Source organism: Rossellomorea marisflavi (assembly GCF_022170785.1).
Classification (GTDB): domain Bacteria; phylum Bacillota; class Bacilli; order Bacillales; family Bacillaceae_B; genus Rossellomorea; species Rossellomorea marisflavi_B.
The window spans coordinates 133,598-148,214 of sequence record NZ_CP081870.1 but is presented as its reverse complement, the minus strand read 5'-3'; the positions used below and the strand labels follow the sequence as shown (position 1 = coordinate 148,214).

General features: G+C 45.3%; 11 protein-coding genes. All 11 read right to left on the bottom strand.

The genetic code is table 11. The annotated features are described in order from the left end of the window. Positions 1-27: 27 nt before the first annotated feature. The 11 genes from rplW to rpoB all read right to left on the bottom strand — a co-directional run bounded on the left by rplW (position 28) and on the right by rpoB (position 14,409). Complete coding sequence (rplW, locus tag K6T23_RS00780; RefSeq protein ID WP_048007610.1) at positions 28-312, bottom strand: 50S ribosomal protein L23; 285 nt, start codon at positions 310-312, stop codon at positions 28-30. Continuing rightward, on the bottom strand, positions 312-935 hold the full coding sequence (gene rplD / locus K6T23_RS00775; RefSeq protein ID WP_053429951.1) for a 50S ribosomal protein L4: 624 nt from the start codon (positions 933-935) through the stop codon (positions 312-314). The genes rplW and rplD overlap by 1 nt, the downstream gene beginning before the upstream one ends. Before the next feature lie 30 nt (positions 936-965). Continuing rightward, entirely contained in the window at positions 966-1,595 is a 630-nt protein-coding gene (gene rplC, locus K6T23_RS00770; protein WP_048007608.1) for a 50S ribosomal protein L3, read from the bottom strand. 34 nt (positions 1,596-1,629) lie between these two features. Then, positions 1,630-1,938 carry a 30S ribosomal protein S10 gene (gene rpsJ / locus K6T23_RS00765; RefSeq protein ID WP_034676072.1) on the bottom strand — a complete coding sequence of 103 codons (309 nt, stop codon included), beginning with the start codon at positions 1,936-1,938 and terminating at the stop codon, positions 1,630-1,632. Between the two features lie 404 nt (positions 1,939-2,342). After that, positions 2,343-3,533: an elongation factor Tu gene (tuf, locus tag K6T23_RS00760; RefSeq protein ID WP_053429952.1), complete on the bottom strand. Its 1,191-nt coding sequence runs from the start codon at positions 3,531-3,533 to the stop codon at positions 2,343-2,345. Between the two features lie 126 nt (positions 3,534-3,659). Next, positions 3,660-5,738, bottom strand: a complete 2,079-nt coding sequence (fusA, locus tag K6T23_RS00755) for an elongation factor G (protein ID WP_053429953.1) — start codon at positions 5,736-5,738, stop codon at positions 3,660-3,662. A gap of 45 nt (positions 5,739-5,783) precedes the next feature. Further along, positions 5,784-6,254 carry a 30S ribosomal protein S7 gene (gene rpsG / locus K6T23_RS00750; RefSeq protein WP_048007605.1) on the bottom strand — a complete coding sequence of 157 codons (471 nt, stop codon included), beginning with the start codon at positions 6,252-6,254 and terminating at the stop codon, positions 5,784-5,786. Between the two features lie 42 nt (positions 6,255-6,296). Further along, positions 6,297-6,716 (bottom strand): 30S ribosomal protein S12, encoded by a 420-nt coding sequence (gene rpsL / locus K6T23_RS00745; RefSeq protein ID WP_048007604.1) that lies wholly within the window; start codon positions 6,714-6,716, stop codon positions 6,297-6,299. Positions 6,717-6,815: 99 nt separating this feature from the next. Continuing rightward, the gene (locus tag K6T23_RS00740) at positions 6,816-7,064 is read right to left on the bottom strand and encodes a 50S ribosomal protein L7ae-like protein (protein ID WP_238284359.1); all 249 of its coding nucleotides are present in this window, start codon (positions 7,062-7,064) and stop codon (positions 6,816-6,818) included. 142 nt (positions 7,065-7,206) lie between these two features. Further along, positions 7,207-10,806, bottom strand: a complete 3,600-nt coding sequence (gene rpoC / locus K6T23_RS00735; RefSeq protein WP_238283399.1) for a DNA-directed RNA polymerase subunit beta' — start codon at positions 10,804-10,806, stop codon at positions 7,207-7,209. 51 nt (positions 10,807-10,857) lie between these two features. Then, on the bottom strand, positions 10,858-14,409 hold the full coding sequence (gene rpoB / locus K6T23_RS00730) for a DNA-directed RNA polymerase subunit beta (RefSeq protein ID WP_053429956.1): 3,552 nt from the start codon (positions 14,407-14,409) through the stop codon (positions 10,858-10,860). Between the last annotated feature and the right edge of the window lie 208 nt (positions 14,410-14,617).

Genomic DNA, 14,617 nt, shown 5'->3' with positions numbered 1-14,617 from the left:
TTTCCCTCCTCTTCTTAATTGAATGAATTATACTTCAAAGAATTCGATTTCGTTGCTTTCAGTTGTAAGTTTAACGACAGCTTTACGACGCTTGTTAGTGTAACCAGCGTGTTTACCCATACGCTTGAACTTACCTTTGTAGTTCATGATGTTGACTTTATCTACTTTCACATCGAAGATTTCTTCGACAGCGTATTTTACTTGAGTTTTAGTCGCTCTAGTATCTACTTCGAAAGTATATTTTTTTTCAGACATAAGATCAGTTGAAGCCTCTGTAATTACGGGGCGCTTAATGATATCACGTGCATCCATTATGCGAGCACCTCCTCTACTTTTTCAACAGCTGATTTAGTCATCACTAGTTTGTCATGTCCCAATACGTCTAGAACGCTGATTCCAGAAGCAGTAACAACTGTTACGCCAGGGATGTTACGAGCTGAAAGTGCTACGTTTTCGTCAAGACCATCAGTCACTACCAATGTTTTGGCGTTGATTGAAAGACCTTTCAGTACGTTTGCAAATTCTTTCGTTTTTGGTGCATCGAATGACAATGCTTCCAACACTAGGATGTTTTCTTCTACCACTTTAGTAGAAAGAGCAGATTTAATCGCTAAGCGACGAACCTTCTTAGGAAGTTTGTAGCTGTAGCTGCGTGGAACCGGTCCAAATACGGCACCACCACCGCGCCATTGTGGAGAACGGATTGACCCTTGACGAGCACGACCTGTTCCTTTTTGACGCCAAGGCTTACGACCACCGCCACGTACTTCAGAACGATTTTTAACTTTGTGATTTCCTTGACGTAAAGAAGCTCTTTGCATCAAGACTGCTTCAAACAATACTTGTTTGTTTGGTTCGATACCAAATACTGATTCGTTAAGTTCGATATCACCAACTTTAGAACCGCTTTGGTTAAATAATGCTACTTTCGGCATTCTTGTTTCCTCCTTTCTTAGAAAGTTCTATTAGTTTGCTTTTACAGCAGATTTTACTTTGATCAATTGTTTCTTAGGTCCAGGTACATTACCTTTCACTAGAAGCAAGTTGCGCTCAGCATCTACTTTTACGATTTCAAGGTTTTGAATCGTGATTTGTTCTCCACCCATACGTCCTGGTAGCAATTTACCTTTGAATACGCGGTTTGGATCAACTGGACCCATTGAACCTGGGCGACGGTGATAACGGCTACCGTGGGACATTGGTCCACGAGATTGGTTATGACGCTTGATCGCACCTTGGAATCCTTTACCTTTTGAAACTCCTGTTACATCCACTACATCTCCTGCAGCGAAAATATCAACTTTGACTTCCTGACCAACTTCGTACTCTTCTACGTTTACACCGCGGATTTCACGGATGAAGCGCTTAGGAGCAGTTTCAGCTTTAGCAACGTGGCCCTTTTCCGGCTTGTTGGAAAGCTTTTCGCGTTTGTCTTCAAAACCTACTTGGATCGCTTCATAGCCATCAACTTCGATAGATTTCTTTTGAAGAACAACGTTTTGAGCTGCCTCGATTACCGTTACAGGGATAAGATCACCGTTCTCAGCGAAAACTTGAGTCATACCGATCTTTCTTCCTAAGATTCCTTTGGTCATTAGTCACACCTCCTGTGATTATGTGTTTTATGTTTTAAAGTTTGATTTCGATATCTACACCAGACGGTAAGTCCAAACGCATAAGCGCATCAACTGTTTGTGGTGTTGGGTTTACAATGTCGATTAAGCGTTTGTGTGTACGCATTTCGAATTGCTCACGAGAGTCCTTGTATTTGTGCACAGCACGAAGAATTGTGTAAATAGACTTCTCTGTTGGAAGTGGGATCGGTCCTGAAACCGCCGCACCAGAACGTTTTGCTGTTTCAACAATCTTCTCAGCTGATTGATCAAGAATCCTGTGATCATAAGCCTTCAAACGGATACGAATCTTTTGTTTTGCCATTATTTTCCCTCCTTTTTCGCCTATTTTTAAATAGACATTCTCCACAGAAATTTCCCACACACTCGCCATGGCAAAGCGGCCGGGTGTGTCAGCAACCTTCTGTTTCATCGCAGTCAAAGACCAACATTGTCTATTATAACTAAAATACCCACGGAATGCAAGGGTTTCTTGCAACTTCTATAGGTTTTGCACACTTTCTCTATTATACAAACGAATCATGATGTTTTCAAGTCCACACGGTATTTTCACAATATTTAAAAGAGAGATCCATCCATTTGATTCAATCGCATCTAGATCATCGACACTGTTATATAGAAGAAACTCATATGCTGGTTGAGCATTCTGCTTAAAGGCATAATAAAAAACCAGATGGAGGATATCCATCTGGCTTCAAAGTGAATCAATTATTTTTGGATTGAAGCTACAACGCCAGCTCCAACTGTACGTCCACCCTCACGGATAGAGAACTTAGTACCTTCTTCGATCGCGATTGGCGCGATTAGCTCAACAGTCATTTCGATGTTGTCGCCAGGCATAACCATTTCTACGCCTTCAGGAAGGTTACAGATACCAGTTACGTCAGTTGTACGGAAGTAGAACTGTGGGCGGTAGTTAGTGAAGAATGGAGTGTGACGTCCACCCTCTTCTTTTGAAAGAACATAAACTTCAGCTTTGAAGTTAGTGTGTGGAGTGATTGTACCTGGTTTAGCAAGTACTTGTCCACGTTGGATGTCTTCACGTGCTACACCACGAAGAAGGGCACCGATGTTGTCACCAGCTTCAGCATAGTCAAGAAGCTTACGGAACATTTCAACACCTGTTACAGTAGTCTTTTTGTTCTCTTCAGCAATACCGATGATTTCAACTTCGTCACCGACTTTAACTTGTCCACGCTCAACACGACCAGTAGCAACTGTACCACGACCAGTGATTGAGAATACGTCCTCAACTGGCATCATGAATGGTTTTTCAGTGTCACGCTCTGGAGTTGGGATGTAAGAATCTACAGCTTCCATAAGTTCGAAGATTTTAGCTTCCCACTCAGCATCTCCTTCAAGAGCTTTAAGAGCAGAACCTTTGATTACTGGAATGTCATCACCAGGGAAGTCATACTCAGAAAGAAGGTCACGAACTTCCATTTCAACTAGTTCAAGAAGTTCTTCGTCATCTACCATGTCACATTTGTTCATGAATACAACAAGGTAAGGTACACCTACTTGACGAGAAAGAAGGATGTGCTCACGAGTTTGTGGCATTGGGCCGTCAGCAGCAGAAACTACTAGGATCCCACCATCCATTTGAGCAGCACCAGTGATCATGTTTTTAACATAGTCAGCATGTCCTGGGCAGTCAACGTGTGCATAGTGACGAGTATCAGTTTCGTACTCAACGTGTGCTGTAGAGATTGTGATTCCACGCTCTCTTTCTTCTGGAGCACCATCGATTTGGTCATAAGCCATTGCAGTTCCACGACCATACTTCTTGTGAAGAGTAGTTGTGATTGCAGCAGTTAGAGTTGTTTTACCATGGTCAACGTGACCGATTGTACCGATATTCGCATGTTGCTTGGAACGATCAAATTTTTCCTTACCCATTTGAAAATCCTCCTTTAGTTTGAAAGAAAATTGGTTTATTCATTTAGTCCAGAAGTGGATGACTCCACTTCCGGGACAAGTAAAGCTTACAAATGTATTTATACTTTATTGAAAAGAATAAATCAATTATTCGCCTTTATTTTTTTTGATGATCTCTTCAGAGATTGACTTAGGTACTTCTTCGTAGTGGTCGAAGTGCATGGAGTATGTTCCGCGCCCTTGTGTATTAGAACGTAGGGACGTTGCATAACCAAACATTTCTGATAGAGGTACGAACGCTTTAACGACTTGAGCGTTACCGCGTGCTTCCATACCTTCTACGCGTCCACGACGGGAAGTAACGTCACCCATGATATCTCCAAGGTATTCCTCAGGGATAACAACCTCTACCTTCATCATTGGCTCAAGGATGACTGGCTTACATTTAGAAGCCGCATTCTTAAGGGCCATTGAAGCGGCGATTTTGAACGCCATTTCAGAGGAGTCAACGTCATGGTATGATCCGTCGAATAGTTTCGCTTTAACATCAACCAATGGGAATCCAGCAAGTACTCCGTTATCAAGAGCGTCTTCAAGACCAGCTTGAACAGCAGGGATGTATTCACGTGGAACAACACCACCGACGATTCCGTTCTCGAATTCGAAACCTTTACCTTCTTCGTTAGGTGCAAACTCGATCCAAACGTGTCCGAATTGACCGCGTCCACCAGATTGACGTGCGAACTTACCTTCAACGCGCGCTGTATCGCGGAACGTTTCACGGTAAGATACTTGAGGAGCTCCTACGTTTGCTTCTACTTTGAACTCGCGACGCATACGGTCAACGATGATGTCCAAGTGAAGCTCACCCATACCGGCGATGATTACTTGTCCAGTTTCCTGGTCAGTATGCGCACGGAATGTCGGATCTTCCTCTTGTAGTTTTTGAAGTGCAGTAGTCATCTTATCTTGGTCAGCCTTTGACTTAGGCTCAACAGATAGTGAGATAACCGGCTCTGGGAATACCATGGATTCGAGGATAACAAGGCTCTTCTCATCACATAGTGTGTCACCAGTACTAGTATCTTTAAGACCAACTGCAGCTGCGATATCTCCAGCATATACTTTAGAAATTTCTTCACGGCTGTTCGCATGCATTTGCAGGATACGTCCTACACGCTCACGCTTGCCTTTAGAAGAGTTTCGTACGTATGAACCTGACTCAAGGACACCAGAGTATACACGGAAGAAAGTAAGCTTACCAACATAAGGGTCGGTTGCTACTTTGAACGCTAGTGCTGAGAATGGTGCTTCGTCGCTTGATGGACGAGTCACTTCTTCTTCAGTATCTGGAACGAAACCTTTGATGTCAGCTACGTCAGTAGGAGCTGGAAGGTAATCGATAACGGCGTCAATCAACAATTGAACACCTTTGTTTTTGAAGGCAGATCCGCAGACAACCGGATAGAATTCAACAGTTAGCGTAGCGTTACGAATCGCTGTTTTCAATTCTTCGTTTGTCAGTTCTTCACCTTCAAGGTATTTCATCATGAGCTCTTCATCAAGTTCAGATACCGCTTCAATCAACTTGGCACGGTATTCGTCGGCTTGATCTTTGTACTCATCAGGAATTTCACGGTCTTCAGCGCGAGTTCCAAGATCATCTTCGTAGTAGTAAGCTTTCATTTCTACTAGGTCGATGATACCTTCGAAGTCATCTTCAGCTCCGATTGGAAGCTGGATAGGATGAGCATTCGCACCAAGGCGATCATGAAGTGTTCCTACAGAGTAAATGAAGTCAGCACCGATTTTATCCATCTTGTTGACGAATACTACACGAGGAACCCCGTAAGTAGTAGCTTGGCGCCAAACTGTTTCAGTTTGAGGCTCAACACCAGATTGAGCATCAAGTACCGCTACAGCACCATCAAGTACACGAAGTGAACGCTCAACTTCAACAGTGAAGTCTACGTGTCCCGGTGTATCGATGATGTTGATACGATGGCCTTTCCATTGAGCTGTTGTCGCAGCAGATGTGATCGTGATTCCACGCTCTTGCTCCTGCTCCATCCAGTCCATTTGAGAAGCACCTTCGTGAGTTTCTCCAATCTTATGGATACGACCAGTATAGAATAGGATACGCTCAGTAGCAGTTGTTTTACCGGCATCGATGTGAGCCATGATACCGATATTACGAGTGTTTTCTAAGGAGAACTCTCTTGCCATGTGGTCTTTCTCCTTCCTAATATAAAAATTAATGTGTTGGTCGGATTACCAGCGATAGTGAGCAAACGCTTTGTTCGCTTCAGCCATCTTATGTGTATCTTCACGCTTCTTAACAGAAGCACCAGTGTTGTTCGCTGCATCAAGGATTTCGTTAGCTAGACGCTCTTCCATCGTTTTCTCACCGCGAGAACGGGAATAGTTTACTAACCAGCGAAGTCCTAGAGTCGTACGACGCTCCGGACGAACCTCAACAGGAACTTGGTAGTTTGAACCACCTACACGACGAGCTTTTACTTCCAATACCGGCATGATATTTTTCAAAGCTGCATCGAATACTTCCATTGCATCTTTACCGCTGCGTTCTGCGATTAGATCAAACGCTGCGTATAGTTTCTTTTGTGCTTTACCTCGCTTACCGTCGATCATGATTTTGTTGATCAGACGAGTAACCAATTTAGAATTGTAAATCGGATCAGGTAAAACGTCTCTTTTTGCTACAGGGCCTTTACGTGGCATGGGATTTCCTCCTTTCAACGAGAAATGAATATGGTAGTTTTATTATTTTTTAGCTTTAGGGCGCTTAGTTCCGTATTTAGAACGTCCTTGCATACGACCGTCAACACCAGCTGTATCAAGAGCACCACGTACGATGTGATAACGTACCCCTGGTAAATCTTTTACACGTCCTCCACGGATAAGCACGACACTGTGCTCTTGAAGGTTGTGTCCGATACCAGGAATGTAAGCAGTAACCTCGATTCCGTTAGTCAAGCGAACACGTGCATATTTACGCAATGCGGAGTTCGGTTTTTTCGGAGTCATTGTACCAACACGAGTACATACACCACGTTTTTGTGGAGAAGACAAGTTAGTGTGCACTTTTTTGAAGCTGTTGTAGCCTTTGTTAAGTGCTGGTGATTTTGATTTTGTTGATTTAGACTGACGAGGTTTGCGAACTAATTGGTTAATAGTAGGCATTATGTTTTCCTCCCTTCTTAATTGGTAAGCCCACACATCCAGGTGGATCATTTTTGGGTAAAAGTAAAGCCTTTGCAGATCATCTCTACAAAAACTATTTTACTGTATTATCGCAACAGCTGCCGCCCCGACATCTATTCCGCACGATTTACCGAGTTTCTTCATCGAATCAACTTTGGTAAAGGGTACGTTCAGATCGATTGCGGTCTGCAAAACGTTCGCGGTCACTTTGGGATCAGCATCTTCCGCTATGACTACTTCGGTTACCTGACCGGCTTTCAGAGCTTTCACTGCTTGCTTTGTTCCTACAATAACGTCTTTCGCCTGCGATACTTTTTCATAAGACATATCATATCCTCCAAAGTACAGGTTATTAATAGGAGCAACCTTGAATATATTATCATCTTCATATTCTAATGTCAACATCAGAACAAAAGATTTATAAAAGCCGACTCCCGGACGATGGGTCCAGGAGTCAGCTCCAAATCAATTAGTCGACAGTGACCGTCTCTTCAGAGATTTCTTCAGATAGGACCTGTTCGGCTCTGCGGTAACGCTGCATGCCTGTTCCGGCTGGAACCAACTTACCGATGATGACATTTTCTTTCAATCCAAGGAGCTCATCGCGCTTACCTTTGATTGCGGCGTCTGTCAACACGCGGGTTGTTTCCTGGAACGAAGCTGCTGACAAGAAGGAATCCGTTTCAAGGGAAGCCTTCGTGATTCCAAGTAGGACAGGGCGTCCGGTTGCAGGTGTATCGCCTTTAAGCAATGCACTTTCGTTCGCGTCCCTGAACTGATGGATGTCCATGAGTGTTCCCGGAAGTACTTCCGTTTCACCGGCATCGATGACACGTACTTTACGGAGCATTTGTCGCACCATGACTTCAACGTGCTTATCTCCGATTTCAACCCCTTGCATACGGTAAACTTTCTGTACCTCACGCAATAGGTATTCCTGTACGGCACCGACGTCGCGTACTTTGAGAAGTTCCTTCGGATCGATGGAACCTTCTGTGATCTCTTGACCACGCAGCACCCGGTCATTCACTGCGAATTTCAGGCGGGCCGTGTAAGGAGCTGTATAGTTCCTTGACTCGACATCACCTTGTACAGTGATTTCATATTGACGATCTTTTCCTTCTGAAATGGAAGTGATGACACCGTCCATTTCAGAAATGACCGCTTGACCTTTCGGGTTACGCGCTTCGAAGATTTCCTGGATACGTGGAAGACCTTGTGTGATATCGTCTCCTGCAACCCCACCGGTATGGAATGTACGCATTGTAAGCTGCGTTCCTGGTTCCCCGATAGATTGAGCGGCGATGATACCGACTGCTTCCCCGACTTCCACTTTTTGACCGGTTGCAAGGTTCGTACCGTAACATTTTTCACATACACCGTGACGGGTGTTACATGTGAAGGCAGAACGGATGGACACATGCTCGATACCTGCATCAACAATGGTTTTAGCCAGATCTTCGGTGATCAATTGATTTTCGTTCACAAGGATTTCATCTGTCTCAGGATGACGAAGTGTCTTACGTGAGTAACGACCGAGCAGACGCTCTTCAAGAGGTTCGATGATCTCTGTACCCTCTTTGATGGATCCGACAAGGAGTCCTCTGTCTGTGCCACAGTCTTCTTCACGTACGATGACATCTTGTGCCACGTCAACCAGACGACGGGTCAGGTAACCTGAGTCGGCTGTTTTCAGGGCTGTATCGGCAAGACCTTTACGCGCACCGTGAGTGGAGATGAAGTATTCAAGTACCGTCAGACCTTCACGGAAACTTGATTTGATCGGCAATTCGATGATACGTCCAGCCGGGTTGGCCATGAGTCCGCGCATACCGGCAAGCTGAGTGAAGTTAGATGCGTTACCACGGGCACCAGAGTCACTCATCATGAAGATCGGGTTGCGTTTATCCAACGTAGCCATCAATTTACCTTGAATCGTATCTTTAGCGGCACTCCAGATGGAGATGACGCGATCATATCTTTCCTCTTCGGTAATGAGACCACGTTTGAATTGTTTCAAGACGTTATCCACTTTACCTTGAGCTTCAATCAGGATTTCCTCTTTTTCAGCAAGTACGACGATATCGGCGATACCGACCGTGATTCCTGCTTTAGTAGAGAATTTGAATCCGAGGTCCTTCATCTTATCAAGCATGCGGGAAGTTTCAGTGATGGCAAACTTCTTGAATACTTCAGCGATGATGTTTCCAAGGAATCCTTTTTTGAATGGATTGATCAATTCGCGCTCTTTGAACAGTGCTGGCACATCCGTTCCTGGGTTGACGAAGTATTTCTCGGGTGTTGCCACCTCGAGGTTCGTCTTCGTCGGTTCATTGATGAACGGGAATGTGTCAGGCAGGATTTCATTGAAGATCACCTTACCGACTGTTGTGACGAGCAGCTGTTTATTTTGTTGATCTGTGAACGTTTGGTTGTTGAGAGTTCCGGCATGGATCGCGATACGGGTATGAAGATGAGCAAAACCATTTTGGTATGCTAGCAATACTTCATTGGCATCATTGAAGATCATACCTTCACCTACAGCATCTTCACGCTCCAGAGTTAGATAATAGTTACCTAGTACCATATCCTGTGATGGTGTAACGACTGGCTTACCATCTTTCGGGTTCAGGATGTTCTGGGCAGCAAGCATGAGCATGCGCGCTTCTGCTTGTGCTTCAGAAGATAGTGGTACGTGGACCGCCATTTGGTCACCATCGAAGTCGGCGTTGTACGCAGTACATACGAGTGGGTGAAGACGGATCGCTCTACCTTCGACAAGGGTCGGTTCGAACGCTTGGATACCAAGTCGGTGAAGGGTAGGTGCACGGTTCAGAAGGACCGGATGCTCCTTGATGACGCCTTCTAGTACATCCCATACTTCCGGTTGTACGCGTTCGATCTTGCGTTTCGCACTCTTGATGTTGTGAGCAAGTCCACGCTCGACGAGTTCTTTCATGACGAAAGGCTTGAAGAGTTCAAGGGCCATCTCTTTCGGAAGACCACATTGATACATTTTCAAGTTCGGTCCTACGACGATTACGGAACGGCCAGAGTAGTCAACACGCTTACCAAGAAGGTTTTGACGGAAACGTCCTTGCTTCCCTTTCAACATGTGAGAGAGGGATTTCAATGGACGATTACCTGGTCCCGTTACCGGACGTCCGCGACGACCATTATCAATCAATGCATCGACTGCTTCTTGAAGCATACGCTTTTCATTTTGAACGATGATGCTTGGGGCACCAAGGTCCAACAAGCGCTTCAGACGGTTGTTCCGATTGATGACACGACGGTATAGATCATTGAGGTCGGATGTCGCAAAACGTCCACCGTCAAGCTGTACCATCGGACGAAGTTCAGGTGGGATGACAGGAAGGACGTCAAGGATCATCCAATCCGGATCATTTCCAGAACTTCTGAAGGATTCAACCACTTCAAGGCGTTTGATCGCACGTGTGCGTCGTTGCCCTTGTGCAGTCTTCAGTTCTTCTTTAAGGAAATCGGCTTCTTTATCAAGATCAAGATCTTGAAGAAGTTTTTTGATTGCTTCGGCACCCATGGCTGCATGGAATTTGACGCCGTATTTTTCACGGTATGCACGGTACTCTTTTTCAGAAAGCAATTGCTTCTTCTCAAGAGCCGTATCTCCCGGTTCTGTTACAACATAGGAAGCGAAGTAAATAACTTCTTCCAACGCCCTTGGAGACATGTCGAGGACAAGACCCATACGGCTTGGGATTCCTTTGAAGTACCAGATGTGTGATACAGGGGCAGCAAGTTCAATGTGACCCATGCGCTCACGGCGCACTTTCGCTTTAGTGACTTCGACACCACAGCGGTCACATACTACACCTTTATAACGGACGCGCTTGTATTTTCCGCAGTGACATTCCCAGTCCTTTGTAGGACCGAAGATACGCTCACAGAACAAACCGTCTTTTTCTGGTTTAAGTGTACGATAGTTGATCGTTTCAGGTTTTTTAACCTCCCCGAAAGACCACGAACGGATCTTATCGGGGGAAGCTAAACCAATCTTCATATATTCGAAATTATTCACATCTAGCAAGGGGCCTACCTCCCTTTTAATCTACAGGCTCTAACCCTTATTGCTCAAAATTTATTCTTTGGACCCTACTGTCTCGGACTGTTTTTCATTGGAGATGTTGAGTGTATCGGCTTGCTGGCCTTCCTCTTCATCTTCAAGATCGCGCATTTCGATCTCTTCTTCTGTGCTTGATAGCATTTTGACATCCATGCCCAGACTTTGAAGCTCTTTGATCAGAACCTTGAATGATTCTGGAACTCCCGGTTCAGGGACATTTTCACCTTTGACGATGGCTTCGTATGTTTTCACACGACCGACCACGTCATCCGATTTAACGGTAAGGATTTCTTGTAGCGTGTATGCAGCACCGTAAGCTTCAAGTGCCCATACCTCCATCTCACCGAAACGTTGCCCACCGAATTGTGCTTTACCACCAAGCGGTTGCTGGGTAACAAGTGAGTAAGGACCAGTTGAACGGGCATGCAGTTTATCGTCGACCATGTGAGCCAGCTTGATCATATACATGATTCCGACTGATACACGGTTATCGAACGGTTCACCTGTGCGGCCGTCGTAGAGGACCGTCTTGGCATCGCGTGCCATTCCGGCTTCTTCGATTGTAGCCCACACATCTTCCTCGCGTGCTCCATCGAATACTGGAGAAGCAACGTGGATGCCCAGGTATCTTGCTGCCATACCAAGGTGAAGCTCGAGCACCTGTCCGATATTCATACGAGATGGTACCCCTAGAGGGTTAAGCATGATATCGATCGGAGTTCCGTCAGGCAGGAATGGCATATCTTCTTCCGGAAGGATCCGTGAGATAACCCCTTTGTTACCGTGACGACCGGCCATTTTATCTCCTTCAGAAATCTTACGTTTCTGAACGATGTAAACGCGGACCAGCTGGTTCACTCCTGGTGGCAATTCGTCTCCATCTTCACGATTGAAGACTTTCACGTCAAGGATGATTCCGCCACCGCCGTGTGGTACACGGAGGGAAGTATCACGGACTTCACGTGCCTTCTCACCAAAGATGGCATGTAGAAGACGTTCTTCTGCAGTAAGCTCGGTTACACCTTTAGGCGTTACCTTACCGACAAGGAGGTCTCCGTCTTTTACTTCTGCACCGATGCGGATGATTCCGCGCTCGTCAAGGTTGCGCAATGCGTCTTCCCCGACGTTCGGGATATCGCGGGTGATTTCTTCAGGTCCCAATTTCGTATCACGGGACTCTGATTCATATTCCTCGATATGAATGGATGTATACACATCGTCTTTTACAAGACGTTCGCTCATGATGATGGCATCTTCATAGTTGTAACCATCCCAAGTCATGAAGCCGACCATAACGTTTCGTCCAAGGGCCAATTCACCCTTCTCCATGGAAGGACCATCAGCAAGGATTTCTCCTTTGACTACACGGTCCCCTTCAGAGACGATCGGACGTTGGTTATAACAAGTTCCTTGATTGGAACGGATGAATTTTTGCATGCGGTACTTATCGAGGTCACCTTGTACTTCTTGACCGTCGATTTCTTTCACGCGGCGAACCCAAACCTGTTTTGCCTCGACTTTCTCTACGATCCCTTCGTGCTTACAGATCACGGCAGCACCAGAGTCTTTGGCAGATACGTGTTCCATACCTGTTCCGACGATCGGTGATTCCGGATTCATAAGAGGCACCGCTTGACGCTGCATGTTCGCTCCCATCAGGGCACGGTTGGAGTCATCGTTCTCAAGGAACGGGATACATGCTGTCGCCGCTGAAACAACCTGTTTCGGAGATACATCCATGTAGTCAAGACGTTCACGCTTGATGACCGTATTCTCACCGCGGAAACGGGAGATGACTTCTTCATCAAGGAATGAACCATCTTCGTCAAGGCGCGCATTGGCCTGTGCGACTACATAGTTATCTTCTTCATCGGCAGTCAAGTAATCGATGCGATCGGTCACTTTTCCTGTTTCAGGGTCGACACGACGGTAAGGTGTTTCGATAAAGCCGAACTTATTCACTTTCGCAAATGATGAAAGTGAGTTGATCAGTCCGATATTCGGACCCTCCGGCGTTTCGATCGGACACATACGCCCATAGTGGGAATAGTGAACGTCACGTACTTCAAAGCCTGCACGTTCACGGGTCAAACCACCAGGCCCGAGGGCAGAAAGACGACGTTTATGCGTCAATTCACCAAGGGGGTTCGTTTGGTCCATGAACTGGGAAAGCTGAGAGCTACCGAAGAACTCTTTAATGGATGCAATAACAGGACGGATGTTGATCAGCTGTTGAGGCGTGATCGTATTCGTATCCTGGATTGACATCCTTTCGCGAACCACACGCTCCATACGGGAAAGACCGATACGGAATTGGTTCTGAAGCAATTCACCAACTGAACGAAGGCGACGGTTACCGAGGTGATCGATATCATCCGTCAATCCCACTCCGTGAAGAAGGTTGAAGAAATACGAGATGGAAGAAATGATATCTGCCGGTGTGATGTATTTAATCTCTTCTTCTACGTAAGCATTACTCGTTACAGTGATTTCGTGCTCCCCTTCATCGTTCGGAGAATAAATCTTCACCGATTGAAGAAGGATATCATCATCAAGCACACCGCCATTTTGCTGGTACGTCTTGAAACCGATGCCTTCTTCAAGATAAGGAATGATCTTATCAAGGGCACGGCGGTCAAGGACTGTTCCTTTTTCAGCCAGGATTTCACCTGTTTCCGGATCTGCAAGAGTTTCGGCCAGGGTCTGGTTGAACAAACGGTTTTTGATATGAAGCTTTTTGTTCATTTTATAGCGTCCTACGTTCGCTAAGTCATAGCGCTTAGGATCGAAGAAACGTGAAACGAGAAGGCTTTTCGCATTCTCTACTGTCGGCGGCTCTCCAGGACGGAGGCGCTCATAGATTTCGAGCAATGCTTTGTCGATGCCTTCTGTATTGTCTTTTTCCAGCGTGTTACGGATGTACTCGTTGTCACCGATCAGATCGATGATTTCTTGATCAGAGCCAAACCCAAGGGCACGTAAAAGAACCGTTACCGGCAGTTTGCGAGTTCTGTCAATTCGCACATATACTACATCTTTCGCATCTGTCTCATACTCAAGCCAAGCTCCGCGGTTTGGTATAACGGTAGCAGTGAACCCTTTCTTCCCGTTCTTATCTACTTTTCCACTGAAGTAGACACTAGGAGAACGTACGAGCTGAGAAACGATAACACGTTCCGCACCATTGATGACGAATGTACCTGTGTCGGTCATCAATGGGAAATCACCCATAAATACGTCTTGATCCTTTACTTCTCCAGTTTCCTTATTAACAAGACGGACTTTCACCCTTAACGGAGCAGAGTATGTTACATCCCTCTCCTTTGATTCTTCCACCGAGTACTTTGGATCTCCAAGGCTGTAATCAATGAATTCCAAAGAAAGATTACCAGTAAAGTCCTCAATCGGAGAAATGTCGCGGAACATCTCTCTTAACCCCTCATCAAGAAACCATTGATACGAGGAAGTTTGAATTTCGATTAGATTCGGTAATTCTAAAACTTCACTGATACGCGCAAAACTTCTGCGTTGGCGGTGTCGTCCATACTGAACTAGTTGACCTGTCAACTGATTCACCCCTCAAATCAAGCGTTTTGGTTGTTCTATATGCCTTTGTGCAGTCATGCAAGTCTGCATAAGACAAAAAGAAAAAGGGTTTTAATGATAAAACCTCATTTTCATATGACGAACTATTATTTTATAATCTTTTCCAAATTATGCTCCAAGTATACATATAGGCATAATACCGGAAAATAATATTTTTGCATTTTATAAT

Excerpts from the sequence above, each read along its gene's own strand:
- rpsG (WP_048007605.1), bottom strand. The coding sequence starts at position 6,254 with ATGCCACGTAAAGGCCCTGTAGCAAAAAGAGACGTTTTACCTGATCCG.
- tuf (WP_053429952.1), bottom strand. The coding sequence starts at position 3,533 with ATGGGTAAGGAAAAATTTGATCGTTCCAAGCAACATGCGAATATCGGT.
- rpsL (WP_048007604.1), bottom strand. The coding sequence starts at position 6,716 with ATGCCTACTATTAACCAATTAGTTCGCAAACCTCGTCAGTCTAAATCA.
- rplD (WP_053429951.1), bottom strand. The coding sequence starts at position 935 with ATGCCGAAAGTAGCATTATTTAACCAAAGCGGTTCTAAAGTTGGTGAT.
- rplW (WP_048007610.1), bottom strand. The coding sequence starts at position 312 with ATGGATGCACGTGATATCATTAAGCGCCCCGTAATTACAGAGGCTTCA.
- rpsJ (WP_034676072.1), bottom strand. The coding sequence starts at position 1,938 with ATGGCAAAACAAAAGATTCGTATCCGTTTGAAGGCTTATGATCACAGG.
- K6T23_RS00740 (WP_238284359.1), bottom strand. The coding sequence starts at position 7,064 with ATGTCTTATGAAAAAGTATCGCAGGCGAAAGACGTTATTGTAGGAACA.
- fusA (WP_053429953.1), bottom strand. The coding sequence starts at position 5,738 with ATGGCAAGAGAGTTCTCCTTAGAAAACACTCGTAATATCGGTATCATG.
- rplC (WP_048007608.1), bottom strand. The coding sequence starts at position 1,595 with ATGACCAAAGGAATCTTAGGAAGAAAGATCGGTATGACTCAAGTTTTC.